General features: G+C 74.6%; 15 protein-coding genes. 6 read left to right on the forward strand and 9 right to left on the reverse strand.

Annotation, left to right across the window (positions count from 1 at the left end):
• The 5 genes from AB0I21_RS04260 to AB0I21_RS04280 form a co-directional block, all read left to right on the forward strand.
• A partial coding sequence (locus tag AB0I21_RS04260; protein ID WP_360558988.1) for a hypothetical protein occupies positions 1 to 217 on the forward strand: 217 nt, incomplete at its 5' end.
• 70 nt (positions 218 to 287) lie between these two features.
• Positions 288 to 1,052 (forward strand): TetR/AcrR family transcriptional regulator C-terminal domain-containing protein, encoded by a 765-nt coding sequence (locus tag AB0I21_RS04265; RefSeq protein WP_360558990.1) that lies wholly within the window; start codon positions 288 to 290, stop codon positions 1,050 to 1,052.
• A 44-nt stretch (positions 1,053 to 1,096) separates the two neighbouring features.
• A complete protein-coding gene (locus AB0I21_RS04270) occupies positions 1,097 to 1,792 on the forward strand; it encodes a hypothetical protein (RefSeq protein WP_360558992.1) in 696 nt (231 codons plus the stop codon).
• On the forward strand, positions 1,785 to 2,579 hold the full coding sequence (locus AB0I21_RS04275; protein ID WP_360558994.1) for a Fic family protein: 795 nt from the start codon (positions 1,785 to 1,787) through the stop codon (positions 2,577 to 2,579). The genes AB0I21_RS04270 and AB0I21_RS04275 overlap by 8 nt, the downstream gene beginning before the upstream one ends.
• A gap of 116 nt (positions 2,580 to 2,695) precedes the next feature.
• Positions 2,696 to 4,183: a VCBS repeat domain-containing M23 family metallopeptidase gene (locus AB0I21_RS04280; protein ID WP_360558996.1), complete on the forward strand. Its 1,488-nt coding sequence runs from the start codon at positions 2,696 to 2,698 to the stop codon at positions 4,181 to 4,183.
• A 7-nt stretch (positions 4,184 to 4,190) separates the two neighbouring features.
• Here the strand turns inward: AB0I21_RS04280 and AB0I21_RS04285 are convergent, their stop codons facing one another.
• The 9 genes from AB0I21_RS04285 to AB0I21_RS04325 form a co-directional block, all read right to left on the reverse strand.
• Positions 4,191 to 5,183: a class 1 isoprenoid biosynthesis enzyme gene (locus AB0I21_RS04285; RefSeq protein ID WP_360558998.1), complete on the reverse strand. Its 993-nt coding sequence runs from the start codon at positions 5,181 to 5,183 to the stop codon at positions 4,191 to 4,193.
• Positions 5,180 to 6,028: a hypothetical protein gene (locus AB0I21_RS04290; protein WP_360559000.1), complete on the reverse strand. Its 849-nt coding sequence runs from the start codon at positions 6,026 to 6,028 to the stop codon at positions 5,180 to 5,182. Before AB0I21_RS04290 ends, AB0I21_RS04285 begins: the two co-directional genes overlap by 4 nt.
• Positions 6,025 to 7,206, reverse strand: a complete 1,182-nt coding sequence (locus AB0I21_RS04295) for a cytochrome P450 (protein ID WP_360559002.1) — start codon at positions 7,204 to 7,206, stop codon at positions 6,025 to 6,027. Before AB0I21_RS04295 ends, AB0I21_RS04290 begins: the two co-directional genes overlap by 4 nt.
• The gene (locus tag AB0I21_RS04300) at positions 7,203 to 9,842 is read right to left on the reverse strand and encodes a PEP/pyruvate-binding domain-containing protein (RefSeq protein ID WP_360559004.1); all 2,640 of its coding nucleotides are present in this window, start codon (positions 9,840 to 9,842) and stop codon (positions 7,203 to 7,205) included. Before AB0I21_RS04300 ends, AB0I21_RS04295 begins: the two co-directional genes overlap by 4 nt.
• The gene (locus AB0I21_RS04305) at positions 9,839 to 10,486 is read right to left on the reverse strand and encodes a nitroreductase family protein (RefSeq protein WP_360559006.1); all 648 of its coding nucleotides are present in this window, start codon (positions 10,484 to 10,486) and stop codon (positions 9,839 to 9,841) included. Before AB0I21_RS04305 ends, AB0I21_RS04300 begins: the two co-directional genes overlap by 4 nt.
• On the reverse strand, positions 10,486 to 11,082 hold the full coding sequence (locus AB0I21_RS04310) for an isoprenylcysteine carboxylmethyltransferase family protein (protein WP_360559008.1): 597 nt from the start codon (positions 11,080 to 11,082) through the stop codon (positions 10,486 to 10,488). The genes AB0I21_RS04305 and AB0I21_RS04310 overlap by 1 nt, the downstream gene beginning before the upstream one ends.
• The gene (locus AB0I21_RS04315) at positions 11,079 to 12,140 is read right to left on the reverse strand and encodes a ketoacyl-ACP synthase III family protein (protein WP_360559010.1); all 1,062 of its coding nucleotides are present in this window, start codon (positions 12,138 to 12,140) and stop codon (positions 11,079 to 11,081) included. The genes AB0I21_RS04310 and AB0I21_RS04315 overlap by 4 nt, the downstream gene beginning before the upstream one ends.
• The gene (locus AB0I21_RS04320) at positions 12,137 to 12,955 is read right to left on the reverse strand and encodes an AfsA-related hotdog domain-containing protein (protein WP_360559011.1); all 819 of its coding nucleotides are present in this window, start codon (positions 12,953 to 12,955) and stop codon (positions 12,137 to 12,139) included. The genes AB0I21_RS04315 and AB0I21_RS04320 overlap by 4 nt, the downstream gene beginning before the upstream one ends.
• A gap of 315 nt (positions 12,956 to 13,270) precedes the next feature.
• Positions 13,271 to 15,046: an endonuclease/exonuclease/phosphatase family protein gene (locus AB0I21_RS04325; RefSeq protein ID WP_360559013.1), complete on the reverse strand. Its 1,776-nt coding sequence runs from the start codon at positions 15,044 to 15,046 to the stop codon at positions 13,271 to 13,273.
• A 318-nt stretch (positions 15,047 to 15,364) separates the two neighbouring features.
• Here AB0I21_RS04325 and AB0I21_RS04330 point away from each other — a divergent pair, with 318 nt between their 5' ends.
• Positions 15,365 to 17,119 carry a hypothetical protein gene (locus AB0I21_RS04330; protein WP_360559015.1) on the forward strand — a complete coding sequence of 585 codons (1,755 nt, stop codon included), beginning with the start codon at positions 15,365 to 15,367 and terminating at the stop codon, positions 17,117 to 17,119.
• Positions 17,120 to 17,124 lie beyond the last annotated feature (5 nt).

Raw genomic sequence — 17,124 nt, forward strand, 5'->3', positions numbered from 1 at the left:
GCACGACGAGGCGCAGCACGACGAGGCGCAGCACGACGAGGCGCAGCACGACGAGGCGCAGCACGACGAGGCGCAGCACGACGAGGCGCAGCACGGAAAGCCGCAGCCAGGAGTACCGCGGCGCCGGGAGCCCGTAGCGGGCGTGGAGCGGGACACCGCGCTGTTCGAGTTCGGGCTGGAGCGGCTGCTCGACGGCTTCGCGCGCCTGGTGCCATAGGCGACGACGGGAAACGGCGGCGCGGCTAGAGTTGGGCCACAACACACGGCAGGAGGCGGCAGTGGCGCTGATGGCGACGGACATCGCCGCGCTGTTGCGCCAGCGGATCGCCACGGGCGAGCTGCCGCCGCACACGGTGGTGTCGTTCAAGGACCTCATGAGCGAGTGGGACGTCTCGATGCACATCGCCTTCAAGGCGCTGCGGCAGATGCGGGACGAGCGCCTCGTCGAGAAGGTGCCCGGCATCCACGGGCTGCTGGTGACCGAGCCCGCCGCGGGCATCGCGGCGGCGTGGCAACCCCCGCCGCCGCCGGGGACGCAGGCCCGGGCGCGGGTGGTCCGCACCGCGATCGAGCTGGCCGACGCCGACGGCCTCGCGGCCGCCTCCATGCGGCGCATCGGGGAGCGGCTCGGCGTGACCACCATGACGCCGCACAAGCACGTCGGCAGCCGGGCCCGCCTCGAGACCATGATGGCCGACGCGATCTTCGCCGGGCACCCCCTCCCGCAGGCGCCCGCCGGCGACTGGCGGGCGCAGCTCGAGCTGGTGTGCCGCACGCAGTGGCAGATGTACCGCCGCCACCCCTGGCTCGCCAGGATCGTGTCGTTCGAGCCGTCGCCGCTCAGCGAGCACGTCGTCGCGCACATCGAGTGGGCGGCGCACGCGATGACGGGCCAGGGCCTGCCGGCGGAGACCGCGTCGCGGGTCGCCGCGACCGCCGCCGACGTCGTGCGCGGGATCGCGATGGACGCCGGTCAGGACCCCGACGACACCGAGCTGTTCGAGTTCGGCCTCCAGCGTCTCCTGGACGGACTCGCGCCGCTGTTTCCGTGACGGCCGGCCACGGCCGCCGCGGAAGGCGGCACCATACTGGACGCGTGTATCCGTGGACGTTGTCGTGGCCGGAGGTCGACCCCGCCCGGCACCCGTTCGACCGGGAGGCGGCGCCCGCGGTGATCCGTGGGCTGCCGCCCGCCGCCGAGGTGCCGTCCCGCCGGGCCGGGCACGCCGCCGACCCCGCCGTCATCGGCTGGGGGCACGGGGAGGGGCGGCGGTGGTGCGACGCGATGAGCGCCGCCCTCGTCGAGCACTACGGGCCGTGGGCGTCCGGCTGGCGGTGGTCCTCCGGCGAGGGCGACTACGGCGGCGGGCCGGTGCACGCGTGGTGCTGCCCGCGCGACTCGATGACCACGCCGGACGCGACACTGGCCGTGGTCGCGGCGGCGCTGCTGGAGTGGCGGGCCTGGCTGGAGGACCTCGCCGCGCGCTTCGACGGGTTCCTGCCGCTGCCCACCGGCCGGGAGGCGGCCCTCGCGGCGTGGGAGCGGGCGGTGGCGCAGCTGGTGACGGTCGTGGTGGACAGCACCGGCGCCGAGGACGCGTGGTATGAGCTCTGCGGCCAGGTGCTGCACTGGTTCCTGGCGGCCGCCGGGGTACCGGAGGCGCCGCGCGCGACGCTCGTCGGCGAGGCGATCGACGGCCGGTTCGAAAGCTGGTGCGAGCCGGCCGGCGACCTGGTCACGGACGTCGCCGGACGGCTCGCCGCCGGGGTCGTCGGCCGCGGCGATGCGTGACCATCTGCTGGACTGGATCCGCGTCCGCGAGGAGGTGCGCTGGGCCGAGGTGGCGCGGCCGTTCCCCGGCCCGGTCCGGGGCGCCCGCGACGGCGTCGCCGACCACGTCCGCACGACCGTGGCGCACCGCGACCCGCACCGGGCGCGGCGCCTGCTCGACGCGCTGCACCGGGCCCGGACCGCCACCGAACTGTCCCTCGAGGTCCTCGCCGGCTGGCAGGCCGTGGTCCTCGGCGGGACGAACAGCAGGACGGACAGCGCGACGGACAGCAGGACGGACAACGCGACGGACAGCAGGACGGACAGCGAGGCGGACAACGCGACGGACAGCGGGACCGACAGCGGGACGGGCGACGGGACGGGCAGCGAGGCGGACAACGGGACGGGCGGCGGGACGGACACAGCCCGCTTCCGGACGGGCACCGCCCACGCGAAGCGGGGCCGGGACCGCTACGGGCTGCACGCCGACACCGAACCCCGCTTCCGGGCCTGCCTCGCCGACGCGGCGGACCCGTCGGTGCCGCTGTCGGCCCGCGCCGCCCGCGTCTACCTCGACGTGGCGTTCTTCCACCCGTTCGAGGACGGCAACGCCAGGGCGGCCATGCTCTGCCTGTACCACGTCCTGCACCGCGGACAGGTCACGCTGGACCTGGCCGCACCGCTGCTGCGGATCACCCGCCGCGCCGACGACCCGGCCGGCGCCGCGGACCTGGTGCGGCTGGTCGACGTCCTGATCGCCGCCACCCACCGGCGCGCCGCGGGCGCCGCACCCGGACACCGCACCTGAGCCGACCGGGCCACGTATCCGAGAAATCGATTACTGCAAGTTCTTTACGGGAATTCCCCACGCCTGGCAAGCTATCGACATCAACCGATGCCGGACCGGCCGTCAGGAGACCCCGTATGTCCCGTGTCCAGCGAGCCGCGCTCGCCGCCGCCCTGCTCACCTTCGTGCTGGTCGATGCCTCACCTGCGTCGGCGGCGCCGCTGTTCAAGGCGCCGTTCCCCTGCGGTCAGCGCTGGACCTACGACCACCACAGCGCCGAGGTGCGCCAGGCGCTCGACTTCGTGCGCACCGACGGCACCACCAACGGCACGCCGCAGGTCGCGACGGCGGCCGGGGTCGCGCACCGGCTGTCGCAGCCCGGCGGCGCCGGCAACTACATCTCCATCGACCACGGCGGCGGCTGGACGACGTACCACTTCCACCTGAGCGCCTACTCGGTGCCCGACGGCGCGTACGTGCAGCAGGGCCAGCAGATCGGCATCACCGGCAGCACCGGCAACTCGTCCGGCCCGCACCTGCACTACGAGCAGCTGTTCAACGGCGTCGGGCAGGTCATCTCGATCAACGGCGCCTCGCTCGCGCCGTACCCGGGGCAGTACAACCAGAAGTTCCTGGTCAGCGACAACTGCGGGCAGGGCTCGGGCCCGGGCGACCGCTACCTGGCCAGGTCGCCGACCGACTTCAACGGTGACGAGCTGGACGACATCGTCACGTTCACCCGGGGCACGCTCAACGACGTGTACGCCGCGACCTCGACCGGCACGTCCTTCAGCGGCACGTCGGTGAAGTGGCACGACTTCTTCGGCCTGACCGGCGAGACCCTGCTGACCGGCGACTTCGACGGCGACGGCAAGGCCGACGTCGTCACGTTCACCGGCGGCTCGCTCGGCGACGTGTACGTGGCACTGTCCACCGGCACGGCCTTCGCGGGCGCGGCGAAGTGGCACGACTGGTTCGCGCCGAGCGCCGAGGTGCCGGCGGTGGGCGACGTCAACGGCGACGGCAGGGATGACATCGTCACGTTCACGCACGACGCGGCCGGCGACGTGTACGTGGCGCTGTCGACCGGCACCGGCTTCGGGCCGGGCGTGAAGTGGCACGAGTACTTCTCGATCCCCGGCGAGCACCCGGCCGTGGGTGACGTCGACGGCGACGGCAAGGCCGACATCATCACCTTCACCCAGGGCCCGGCGAGCGCCTCGGACGTGATCGTGGCGCTGTCCAACGGCACGTCGTTCGGCGCGCCGCAGAAGTGGCACGACCTGTTCGCCGTCGGCGCGGAGCAGCCGCGGGTCGGCGACATCAACGGGGACGAGTTGGCCGACATCGTCACCTTCACCTGCAACGCCGACGCCGACGTCTACGCCGCGGTCTCCACCGGCACGAGCTTCGCCGGCACGACCGTCAAGTGGAACGACTTCTTCTGCCTGCCCGGCGAGTTCCCGTACCTGGGCGACTTCAACGGCGACGAGCTGGACGACATCATCGTCTTCACGAAGGGCACCACGAACGACGTCTACGTGGGCCTGTCCACCGGCACGTCGTTCGCCGGCGGCGTGAAGTGGCACGACTTCTTCGGCCTCACCGGCGAGACCACGCTGTGAGCGGACGCTAGGCGACGGGGACCGGCAGCGGGAACGCCAGCATCGCGTCGTCGACGAGCGTGTGCAGGGCCGAGGTGTACGGTGGCGTGCCGCCGAGGGCGTGCAGCGCCCCGTGCACCTCGGCGACCATCGCGTCGACCCGGCCGTGGTAGGCGCGCAGGTGCTCCGGGCCGGTCAGCAGCGCCTTGAACTCGGCCCGGGCGTCCGCCGACGTCGCCGCCGCCGCGTGCAGGGCCAGCAGTCCGGGGCGCTGCGCCGCCGGTACGCCGTCCAGCAGCAGCATCACGAGGAAGGTGGCGGCGCCGTTGCGGAGGTCCTCGTCCCGGCCGGTGACCAGGTCGCGCTGGTCGTTGGTGAGCTGGCGGAGGACCCCGAACCGGCGGCCGACGTCGCGCCAGCGGTCGACCCGGCCCGGGTCGGCGCCGGCCAGGCAGGCCGCCGCCGCGGTGGCCATGGCGTAGGGCGCGCCGGTCTTGCCCTCGTAGCTGGCGAGGACCGACGCTGTCGTGGCGGTGGCCGGCCGGGCGGCGAGGTCCAGCAGCTGGCCGCTGATGCCGTCGAGCCAGCCGCGGGACAGCTCGGCCTGCGCCGCGACCTTCGTGGCGTCCGGCACGCGGGCCTCCCGCAGCAGCCTGGCCGGCAGGTGGCTGCCGACGCCCAGCGCGGCCAGGATGTCCGCGTTGCACCGCGCCGGGTCGAAGGGGCCCCCGTCGGCGAGGTCGTCGAGGTAGCGGGCGGCGGCCCACCAGAGCACGTGGACGACCGCCGCCGGCCTGCCACCGCCCGGGTCGCCGCTCTCGGCGGCGTGGACGAGCAGCGGCAGCCGGATCATCACGTCCACCGCGCCGGTCGAGCCGCGCGCGGCCAGCCGGTCCAGGAAGCCGCCGAGGAACCCGGCCATGGCCTCGTCGGCGACGTCGCCGCCGGCCCGCAGCCGCGCCAGCAGCGCGGCCAGGTCCTCGTGCACCGCGCCGACCACCTCGGTGACGTCCGTCGTCATGATGTACCCCCTGCAGCAGCGGTCACGGCCCACGAGACGAACGAGGCCAGCAGATAGAAGAAGGCGAGGCGGGCGTCCCAGCGGTCCGCGCGGCGGAACCGCCACCACGCGAGGGCCGGCAGGGCCAGCGGCGGCAGCGCCAGGACCACCCACGCGGACGGTGCCGCCAGCACCAGGACGACGGTGGCGGCCACCGGGCTCAGCACGGCGACCGCGACCGTCGCGGGCAGGCCGAACGTGGTCACGTACGTGCGCTCGCCGGGGCGCGGCGACCGGGTGATCTTCTTGGCCACCTCCAGGTGCAGCGTCGCCAGGACGACCACGGCGAGCGCCGGCCAGAACGACGGGCCGAAGCCGCCGCCCGTCGCGCGGAGGTGGAGGGTGTACAGGTACAGGTGCAGCAGCAGCTGCACGGGGCTGCTCAGCAGCAGCGTCAGCACCAGCCGCCCCGGGTCGGGGCCGGGCAGCAGCAACAGCAGCGCGTAGGCCAGCTGGACCGCGATGACGAGCGCCGCCCAGCGGTCGAACAGGTTCAGCAGCACCAGGAGCGCGCCGATCGCGCCGTACCAGCGCAGCAACGACGACCGGGTGACGACGCCGGCGGCGAGCGGGCGGCCCGGGTTGTGCACGCGGTCGTAGGGCAGGTCGCGGATGTCGTCGACGATGCGCATGAGCAGCATGTCGAGGGCGATGGTGAGCGCCGCGACGGCGGTGCCGAGCCCCGGCCGCCAGGGGCCGGCGGGCGGGCCGGTGAGGGCGAAGAGGCCGGTGACGCCGTAGGCCCAGCAGACCGCGAACAGGATCGACGGCACCGGCGGGTAGCTGCCGCGGATGAACGCCCTCACGGCCGCACCGGCGAGCCCAGGTGCGCCGGCAGGCGCCACAGGCCGCGCAGGAACATCTTGTCCCGCCACTCGTCGGCGCCCTCGGATGCGGGGCGCAGGTCCGGGAAGCGGCGCAGCAGCGCGCCGATCGCGGTGCGCAGCTGGACCCTGGCGTGCGGGGCGCCGACGCACATGTGCCGGCCGTGGCCGAAGCCCAGGTGCGGGTTGGCGGGCCGGTCGAGGCGGAACTCGTCCGGGTCCGGGAAGACCGCCGGGTCGCGGTTGGCCGCGTCGGTGAGCGGGACGACGACCTGCCCGGCGGGCAGCGGCACCCCCGCGAGCTCCGCGTCGGCGAGCAGGACGTGCGGCTGCCCGCCGGTGCCGGCGAACCACACCCAGCGCAGCAGCTCCTCCACCGCCGCGGGGATCAGCTCGGGCCGCTCGACCAGCGTCCCGCGGAGCTCGTCGTCGTGCAGCAGGTGGTGTACGCAGCTGCTCAGGTGGCTCGCGGTGGCGTCCCCGCCCGCCATGACGAGCCCGGCCGCCATGACGACGATCTCCTGCTCGCTGAGCGCCGGCGCGAGCGAACTCAAGAGCCCGACAGCCCCAGTCGCGCCCTCCCGGCGGCCTCCGGTGCCGAGCCGCTCCCGGAAGTAGCCGTGCATGGCGGCCGTCGCGGCGGTGACCTCGTCCGGCTCGCACCGGCCCGCGGACATCATCACGTCGGTCCACGCGACCAGCTGGTCGACGTCGCCGGCCGGCGTGCCCATGATGCGGGCGATCACCAGGTAGGGCAGCGGCCGCAGGTACGCGGCGACCAGGTCGACCGGTCCGGGCTTCGCGGCGGCCTCGTCGAGCAGGTCCTCGGCGAGCCGCTCGATCCACGGCCGGTCGGCCTCCGCGGCCCGGTGGGTGAACGCCGCCTGCACGGTCCGGCGGCGGCGGGTGTGCAGCGGCGGGTCGGTGGTGGCCAGGGCGAGGGTGTCGGGGCTGCGGGCGAACATGGTGCCGCCGTGCCACTGCTGCCGGCTGAACCGCGGGTCCGACAGCACCGTGCGCACGTCGGCGTGGCCGGTGACGAGCAGCGCCGGATGGTTGCCGCGGATGCGGACCGGCACGAGGGCGGCGCGGCGGAACAGCGCCGCCTGCTCGGGGTCGAGGGCGACGCCGGGGCGGCTCTCGAAGGGGAACCGCGTCATGACGCCTCGGCGATGATCCGGACGGTGCCGGCGGTGCCGTCGAGCTCGATCAGCGCGCCGTCGGGGATGCGGCCGGTGGCGCCCGGCACGGCGACGACCGTCGGGACGCCGAGCAGCCGCCCGGTGATCGCGGTGTGCGACAGCAGCGTGCCGCGCTCCACGACGAGTCCCTTCGCCGCCATCATCAGGAACAGCCAGCCGGGGTCGGTCTCGCGGGCGACGAGGATCGCGTCGCGGCACGTCTCCGGCGGCACGGACGGGTCGAGGACGAGGCGGGCCGGGGCGCGCACGACGCCGGGCGCGGAGCCGAGCCCGGTCAGGACCCCGGTGTCGCCGGCGGCGGGCGCGGCGGTCACCTCCACGGCGCCCGGCAGCACGTCGGCGAGGGGGCCGGTGGCCGGGGTGCGCAGGAGGCCGGGCCGGCCGGGGCGGGCCTCGGCGAGGAGCCGTGCACGGCGGCGGGCGGCGGCGAGGTCGCGCAGCGCGGCGCACGGCAGCGTGCCGTCGTAGGCGCCGAGGACCTCGGCGACGGTGAGGTCGCGGATGTCGAGCGGGTCGTCGAGGTGGCCGGTGGCGTGCAGGTCGGCGCCGAGCCGCCACAGGATGTCGCGGGACAGCCCGTACAGCTGCGTGCGGCAGAACCGGGTGTCCTCACGGACCCGGGCGGTGTAGCGCACGTAGCGCGCCAGGGTGCGCAGGACGGTGCGGCGCAGCCGGCCGGGGCAGCGCGCGGCGAGCTCCTCGGCGGCCTGGCGGGTGGCCCGCTCCTCCGCCTGGATCAGGCCCTCGACCGTGCGGTGCTGGCTGATGTACGGGCGGAGCACCTCCAGCAGCGTCCACGGCTGCTGGCGCGGGGTCGGCTGCTCGAGCTTGAGGTCGTGCAGCGCGCGGTCCCCGTAGCGGCGCAGATAGTCGGCGGCCGCCTCGGCGAGGGGCGTGCCGTGCCCGCCGGTGCTGATGGCGCGCCACACCTCGCGGGGGCGCTCCCCGGACTCGACGGCCGCGCGCAGGTCCGGGTCGGCGGCGACGAGCTCGGCGAGGGCGACGGCGGCGCGGACCGACCGCAGCGACCGGTTGGCGGGGCCGCCGGTCAGCAGGCCGGTGAGCAGGCCCTTCGCGCCGCCGGCCCACCGGTCGAGCAGGCGCATCAGGGCCTTCACGGCGAGCAGCCCGTAGATGGAGTTGGTGAGCGTGACGCCCCAGCGGACGCTCATCGCCGCCCACAGCTCCCGGTAGGCGGCGACGAGCTGGTGCGGGCTCCGCCCGGACAGGTCGCCGGCGTCCGCCATCACGCCGTCCCACCAGCGCAGGAACTCCCTGGCCCGGCGGGGGTGGCGGGTGGCCCGCAGGAGCGTGCCGGGCAGCGCGAGCCACGCCCGCCAGCGGGGGCGGGTGACGGCCGGGCGCGCCTCGCCGGCGACCCCCATGCCGTCCTGCCACACGTCGCGGACGAGGTCGAACACCGGCATCTGGCCGTGCAGGGCGTGCCAGGCGCCGAGCCGGTAGTAGACCCGCCCGTCCAGGTGCGCGACGAGCTGCTCCAGGTGGTGCCGGTTCGCCTCGACGGTGCGGGCCGGCACGCCCATGCGGTGGTACAGGTCGCCGAACGCGCGCCGGTAGAACTCCTGCGCCTGCGAGAAGGTGAGCGCGCCGGAGACGCCCGGGTAGCTCTCGGTGATGTTGTGGTTGGCCCAGTACACCGGCGGCCCCGCGGGCATCACCATCGGCCGGGCCTGCACCAGGTGCATGGTGCCGTCGGCGGTGATGGTGCCCTCGACGTCCTGCGGTCCGCCGAAGAACGCCTCGGCCCGGGCGGCGAGGGCGGCGACGGCGCGGGCGGTGCGGTCGTCGAGCACCGGCGCGTCGGCGAGGTCCGCCGGCACGGGCAGCAGCGCGAGCTCGCCGGTGGCGTCCGGCGGGCCGACCATGCGCTCCTTGCGGACCAGGTCGGCGGTCACGGTGGTGCCGGTGACGTGGAAGTGGTCGACGTCGGCCTTCTCCTGCACGACGCCCTCGCCGATGCCGTGCGCGGCGGCGATGACGGTGCGCCGGGCGCCGTCGCGGGGGTCGCGGGTGAACGCCACGAACGAGCGGGTGCCGGGCACCATCAGCTGCACGCCGACCGCGATCCGGGTCCGGGCCGGGTCGAGGCCGCGGTGCCGCCGGTAGGCGACGGCCCGGGCGGTGAACGCCGACGCCCAGCAGGCCGCGATCCGGTCCGCGACCCGGTCGGCGGGCACATAGAGGAAGCTGTCGCTCATCCCCGCGAACGGGTCGGCGCCGTCCTCGCCGTCGTCACCGTCCACAGTGGACGCGACGGCGCAGGCCCGGACGGCGAACAGCGCGTCCGGGCCGAACCGGTCGCGGACCTCGGCGAGGATGCCGTCCGGGACCGGGGCGGCGCGCAGGGCGGCGGCCGCCCTCGCCCACCGCTGCGGGTCCTCGGGGTCTCCCCCCGAGTCTCCTGCAGCGCCTCCGCTGTCCTGGACGTCCTGCCACGCCGCGTCGAACGCGGTCGCCGGGACGGTGACCAGGTCCGGCACCGGGAACCCGGCGGCCCGCATCCGGTGCAGGCGGGCGAACTTGTGCCCGACGAGCGCCGGGTCGGCGACGTCCGCGCCGGTGGTGATCGTCATGTCTCGTTCCAGCCGTCGATGTGGATGACACTGTCCAGCGGGGCGCGCCGGGCCGGGCGGAAGCCGCCGCCGACCGGGTGCGCGGTCGGGATCAGCGCGCCCTGCCGGACGTGGCCGGGCAGCCGCAGCAGCGCGGCGACCTCCTCCTCCCGGTCCAGGTGGGTGGTGGTCCAGGCGGTGGCGAGGCCGCGGGCGCGGGCGGCGAGCATGTAGCTCCACGCGGCCGGCAGCAGCGAGCCCCAGATGCCGGCCTGGTTGCCGGTGCCGAGCCCGCGGCGGACCTCCAGGCACGGCACGACCAGGACGGGGACCTGCCCGAGGTGCTCGGCGAGGTGCCGGGCGCTGGCGAGGGTCCGGGGCGGGACGCCCGTGCCGGTGGCGCCCGGCGGGTACCGCTGCTCGAAGGCCGCCCGGTACACCTTGCCGATCGAGGAACGCAGCACCGGGTCGGTGACGACCAGCCACCGCCAGTGCTGGCGGCCCGCCCCGGTCGGCGCCTGCAGGGCCACCTCCAGGCAGGCGCGGACGTCGGCGAGGTCGACGGGGCGGGTCAGGTCGAGCCGGTGCCGCACCGACCGGGTGGTGGTGAGCACCTCGGCCGCGCTCATCCCGGTGGTGCCGGCCGGGCCCATCACAGGGTCCATCACCAGACGCCCGGGACGAGGCGCTTGCGGCCCACGGCGTAGTCGCGGTAGCCGGGCATGTCCCACAGCACCTGCTCCTCGACCCGCAGCCGCCACACGATCGACGCGACGAGCGCGCAGAGCGCCACGACCCCGGCGGGGCCCGGGAAGCAGCCGACGAGCCCGAGGTGGGCCAGGATCATGCCGGCGTACGCGGGGTGCCGCACCAGGCGGTACGGCCCGTGGGTGACGGCGACCTGGTCGCTGCGGCGCACCACGTGGTGGGAGTAGAACCGGCCCAGGGTGCGGATCGCGGTCTCGCGCAGGACGACGCCGACGACGAACAGCGCGGCCGACGCCCAGAACCAGGCGGGGCGCTCCCCCGGCACCAGCAGGCAGCAGCCGATGGTGGCGAGCCGGGCCGCACCGTACGGCACGATCGTCCACGCGTCCTGCGGCGCGCTGGTGGCCCGCAGCGCGATCGGGGCCTCGACGAGCAGCCACAGCGCGTACAGGCCGGCGACGACGAGCGCGGCCGGGTCGTCGCGGTGCGTGTACGCGCCGCCGGCGAGCAACCCGAAGGCGGTGACGAAGATGATCCAGGGTGCGGCTCTCATGCGGTCCACTCCGGTCGGTGCAGGATCTCCAGGACGGCGGCGCCGACCGCGATGCCGGTGCCGTTGGCCATGACCAGGACCCGGTCGCCGGGCTCCAGCTGGCCGGTGAGCACCAGGTGCTCCAGGGCGGCGACCTGGTCGCCGGAGCCGAGGTGCCCGAGGTTGCGGCCGAACTCCAGCACGCCGCGGGTGTGGTCGATGCCCAGCGGCTTGAGCACGTGCTTGACGTAGCGCTCGTCACCGGCGAACACGTGCAGCACGCGGGTCACGTCGGCGGCGGCGACGCCGGCGTCGGCGAGGGCCTCCTCCGCGGTCCCGGTCCGGGCGGCGCGGAGCCGGCGCAGCGCGGTCGCGAGCCGTCCCGGGCTCTTCGCGTCGTACGCGGCGAACCGGTTGCCGAGCCGGACCGGCCCGTCGGCGGCGACCGGCGGCGGGAAGATGCGCTCGTCGCCGCGGTACATCTCCTCCAGGTCCGACAGCGAGCGGTTGACGATGCTGCGCACCCGCGCGAACCCGCCCCGGTTGCTCAGCACCGCGGCGGTGCCGGCGTCGCCGAGGATCGAGCCGCGGTTGGTGCCGGCGTTCGTCGCGTACCGCCAGCGCACCGCCGGGTCGTATCCGGTGGCCGGCTCGACCCCGAAGTTGTCGCCGTTGGTGACCAGCACCGCGCCCGGACCAGGGCGGGCCAAATGCCCGGCGGCGAGGTCGAACGCGTTGAGCATGCCGGCGCTGCCCTGCCGCAGCTCGATCGCGGGCGCGCCGTGACCGACGACGCGGTGCTCGATGTAGTGCTGCGGGCACCAGCCGTTGGGGCCCTGCGGCGCCGACGTCACGTGCAGCAGCAGCCCCACCAGGGCCGGATCGATGCCGGAGCGGTCCATCGCGGTGCGGGCGGCGCGCACGGCCAGGTCGGCGGGCGCGATGTCGCCCGCGACCGCGACCCCGGTCCAGCCGTCCTGCTCGGCGCCGCACCAGCCCTGCCGGGCCGCCTCGGCGACCGTGAGGACGGGCGGGAGGTAGGTGCCGACGCTCGCCAGCCACAGTTCGTCGAACCTCACGCGGCCCGCACCTTCCGGTAGGCCGCGGGCGACATCGTGTGGGTGACGAGCCGGATGGTGCCGAGGTCGGCCGTCCCGGCGTGCAGGCCCATGTCGAACGCGGTCCGCGGCCGGGGCTTCCCCGGCGGCCGGCGCCAGCTCACGTGCAGCGGCAGGCCGGCGGGCGGGGCGGCCGGGATGTCGGCGGCCAGGTCGATCCAGACGACGTGGGTGTCGAACGCGTGACCGTTGGCGATGTGGCCGAGCATGAGCACGAGCTGGCGGGCCGCCTCGATCACCTCGATCGGGTCCCGCAGGTCGCCGGGCGGGGCGAGGCTCCGGCAGCGCAGCACGGCGCACGTGAACCCGCCGTCCGGCGTCTCGGTGGGCGCGCCCAGCATGACGGTGCTCAGGTCGGCCCGGTGCACGAGCCTCGGGTCGGCCGGGGTGGCGAGCGTCCGTTCGGCGGGTGCCGTGAGCGTCGCCGTCCCGCCGCGGCCGGACCCGCCGGCCGGCCCGGCCGCGGGCAGCGGTGGGGGCAGTGGTGGGGGCAGCGGCGGCGGCGCGGCCTCCGGCAGGGCCGGCTCCGGCAGCACGGTGACGGTGCCGCGGCAGATGTCCCGGGTGGTGCCGCCGACCGACTGGGTGGCGGTGAGCTCGAGCGTGTCACCGGCCCCGCCGCAGTGCAGCTCGACGCCCTCTTCGAGCTCGCCGAACGCCGGGAACGCGAACTCGAGCCGCAGCCGGCGGCCGGCCCGCCGCAGCCCGCCGCCGGTGACGTCGCCGGCCAGCCCGAGCAGGCCGGCGACGAGCAGATTGCCTGGTAGATGATCCACCGGGTGGTCAAAAAAGAACGGATGATGTCGATCCACAGGTAATTGAACTGTCCGCATCAATGCCCCCCATTCACGTCCATGACGCGGTGTGAAGCATCGAAGTATGGTGTCGAAACTTGCGGCCGTCAATACCGCGAAATCGGCTTGTATTCACCTCACCGTCATACTTTCGGATGAGCCTCATTCATACTGATGGCGTTCAACTGACCACTGTGCACCAGTTGTCCACGAATGCGAAACAATGCGGTAATGAACTGCTGAAACGTCAGATGTATCGGTGCACAGAAATGTGCACTTCCGGTGTCGGGAACTCGCTCAACCGACCTGGAAGACCGTCAGGACCGCGGCGTGATCCGACGGCCAGGCGTTCGCCGACGGATTGGACTGCGACGGGGCGCCGACCCAGAGCGCGTCGGAGGAGACGACGGTCAGCGGGCCTTTGTAGTGAATGAAATCGATGCGATCCTGCGGCTCCGCCTCGCCGGCGTGGGAGTCGTACCCGTAACCGCCGGTGAACGTCTTGAACACCGGCGACCAGGTCGTGCCCGGGAACGCCGCCGGGTTCGGGTGCGCCTGCCGGTAGGAGTCGGTCAGGCCCGCGTTCGCGGGGGCGGTCGACGTCGGCCAGGGCACCGCGCCGTAGCCGCAGCGCGAGTTCGACGCCGTCCAGTCCAGGTGCGACGGGGCGTTGAAGTCGCCGACCAGCAGCACCGGCGTGCTCGACGCGGCCGCCAGGTCGGGGCCCATCGCCGAGACGATCGTGTTGATCTGGCCCGTCCGCCCGGCCGCCGCCTCCTGGTTCAGCAGCTGCTGGACGCCCATCCGGCCGAAGCAGGCGTCGTACGGGCCGTACGGCGTGTACCCGAGGTGCGCGCTCCACAGCCGCACCGAGCGCGCGCCGAGGTCGATCCGCGCCGCGACCGCCCTGCCCGCGATGGCCGTGCCGGTGGCGGTGATCGGGTAGCGGCTGACCACCGCGACGGAGCCGTCCTGGTGGAAGGACCAGCCCAGCGCGCCGGCGAGCCGCTGCGCGGCCCCGTCGTTCTCCTGGAGGCCGACGACGTCGGCGTCGCTGTCGAGCAGGAACTTGAGCTCCTTCTCGAACCCGCCGGTGACGGAGCTGCCGCCGTGCCACAGGTTCCAGCTCAGCGCGCGCAGCTGCGGCACCAGCACGCCGGACTGCACCCGGACCGTCACCGTGGCGTCCGCGGTGCCGGTCGACGACGTCGCCCGGACGCCGATCGTGACCGTGCCGGCCGCGGTCGGCGTGCCGCTGACGACACCGGAGGCGGAGACGCTCACCCACGCGGGGCCGCTGGTCTTGGTCAGGGTCAGGCCGGCGGTGCCGCCCTGGACGAGACCGCCGACCGCCGCGGTGTAGGCGACGCCGGCCTTCGCGTTGCGCAGCGCGAACGCGCTCGACGGGAACCGCGGCGCGCCGGTGCCGGTGACCCGGATCGGGAACGGCTGCGCCAGCCACGTGTACCCGTCGTTGTACAGGTAGTAGACGATGTAGTCGCCCGGCGTCAGCCCGGTCGTCGGCAGCGTCGCGGACCCGCTCGCGTTCGGGGTGTACGCCCACGCCAGCGACGGCCCCACGTAGACCTGGTTCGCCGGCCCGTCGCCGGGGTTGCGGTAGAGCCCGACCCAGTTCTTCGCGTTGGCACTGGTCGTCGTGTACGACACCTGCACCGGCGACCCCGCGGCGACGGTGGGGTTGGCGACGGTGAGCGTCCCCGGGAGCGCGGCGGTCAGCTTGAGCTTGACCGGCTGCGCGAGCCACGTGTACCCGTCGTTGGAGAGGTAGTACAGGACGTAGTTGCCCGGCGTGAGCCCGCCGGTCGCGAGGACCCCCGACCCGCTGCCGTCCGGCGTGTACACCCACTTCAGCGACGGCCCGACGTACGCCTCGCTCACCGGACCGTTGCCGGGGTCCGCGTACAGCCCGACCCAGTTCTTCGCCTGGGGCCGCGGCGTCGCGTACTGGAACCGCACGTCGGACCCGACCGCCACCGTCGCGGAGCTGACGGCGAGGGACCCGTCGGCCGCCGCCCTCGCCTCCGGAACCGGCCCGATCAGCACCGCCAGCATCGCCAGCACCATAAGGACAACTCTGCGCACTGAAGCTCTAAATATCGACACTCAACTATTGTGAGGGATCATCTGACGCCGATGTGACATCGTAGCCACATCCCGCCGAACCGCGGCCCAAGAATCGCCGTGACCGCCGCGGGACACCGTTCATCGGCGCGGGTTCTGCCGGGTCCGCGGTGGCAGCGGGATGGCCCTGGGCGGTTCCGGGGTGGAGCGGGCGGTGGCGAAGCGTTACGGTTCTCGATCGGTGGCGTGTTGCGGGGGGCGGCGCACCGGGTGCGGCCCCGGCCCGTGCTGGATCGGGAGGACGGTGGCATGGCGGGGAGCGATCCGGTGCCGGGCGACGTGTGGAGCCTGACGGATCCCGATGAGGGCACCGCCGAACGTCCGATCGTGGTGCCGCCCGGCCCGCCGGCGATGCCGCAGGCCGCGCCGCTGCCGATGTCCGCGGCTCCTCGGGTGTCCGGGCCGCCGGTGCCGCCGATGCCCCAGGCCGCACCGCTGCCGGTGTCCGGGCCGCCGATGCCCCAGGCCGCACCGCTGCCGGTGTCCGGGCCGCCGATGCCATCGCCGGTGGCGCAGGCCACGGTGGCGCAGGACGCGACGACGGAGCTGCCGCTGGTCACGCCGCCGCCGGTCCCGGCACCACCATGGCCGCAGGTGCCGTTCACCGCTCCCCCACCGGCACAGCAGGCCGTGCCGCCGTCCGTACAGCAGGCCGGGCCGCCGCTCCTGCCGCCCGCCGTGGCGCCACCGGTCCAGCAGGCCGGGCCGCCGCTCGTGGGGCTGGGGGCACCGCCGGTACAGGGGCCGCCGGAAGCCTTCGCCGGGGAGGTGGCGCCGCGCAGAAGGGGGCGCACCGGGCTGGTCCTCGCCGCCGCCGGGCTCACGCTGGTCGTCGCGGTCGGCACCGTCGCCGCGGTCAAACTGTCGGGGTCCGGTGGTGGCGGTGGCGCGCCGGTGGTCGTGGCGCAGGAAGGGGACCCGTCCAGGGCGGGCAGCGAGGCCGGCACGGCGTCGGGGACGCCCGACGGTGAGCGGGTGCCGCTGGCGCCGAGCGCCTCGGTGCCGCCCGCGCAGCTGAAGCCCGGCTTCAGGCTGGCCGCGGGGCAGGGGCTGCGCTCACCCAACGGCAGGTTCACGCTCACGCAGCAGCCGGACGGCAACCTCGTCCTCGCCGACGAGGCGAAGCGGGTGCAGTGGTCGTCGCAGACGCCGTCGAACCCGGGCGCGTACGCCAGCTTCAACCGCGACGGCGACCTCGTCGTCTACGGTAAGAGCGGCGGCGTCCTGTGGCACACCGCCACCGGCGGGAAGGGTGCCCTGCTCGAGGTGCGCGACGACGGCAACGCCGTGGTGTCGCAGGCCGGGAAGCAGGAGCTGTGGTCCAGCCAGGGCGAGCGGGGGCGGCTGTATCCGGGCCAGGCGCTGCTCCCCGGGCAGCAGCGCCGCTCCCCCGACGGCCGGTTCACGCTCACCCAGCAGCCCGACGGCAACCTCGTGGTCGCGGGCGCCGACAAGAAGGTCGTCTGGAGCGCGCAGACGGGTGGGCGCTCGGGCGGGTCGGCGCAGATGCAGAACGACGGCAACCTCGTCGTGTACGGCGCCGACAAGCAGCCGCTCTGGTCGTCGGGCACGTACGGCGCCACCGCGGTGACGGCCACGCTCAACGCCGACGGCAACCTCGCCCTCACCTCGGGCGGCAAGGTCCTTTGGGCCACGACCACCGACGGCGTCAGCAAGCTGACCACCGGCCAGCGCCTCCTCGCCGGACAGTCCCGCTCGGCGGCGAAGGGCGGCTTCGAGCTGCTGCAGCAGCCCGACGGCAACCTCGTGCTGCGCAACTCGGCCAAGACCGTGGTGTGGCGCAGCGGCACCAGCGGGCACCCCGGCGCGTCGACGCGGATGCAGCCCGACGGCAACCTCGTCGTCTACGACACCGCGGGCAAGGCGCTGTGGAGCACCAAGACCTACGGCAAGGACGCCGGCTACCTGCTGGTCCAGGACGACGGGTCGGCCGTGCTCTACACCGCGGCCAAGAAGGCCGTCTGGACCAGCAAGACGGCCTGACCCCG

The organism is Dactylosporangium sp. NPDC050588 (assembly GCF_040654975.1).
Classification (GTDB): Bacteria; Actinomycetota; Actinomycetes; order Mycobacteriales; family Micromonosporaceae; genus Dactylosporangium; species Dactylosporangium maewongense.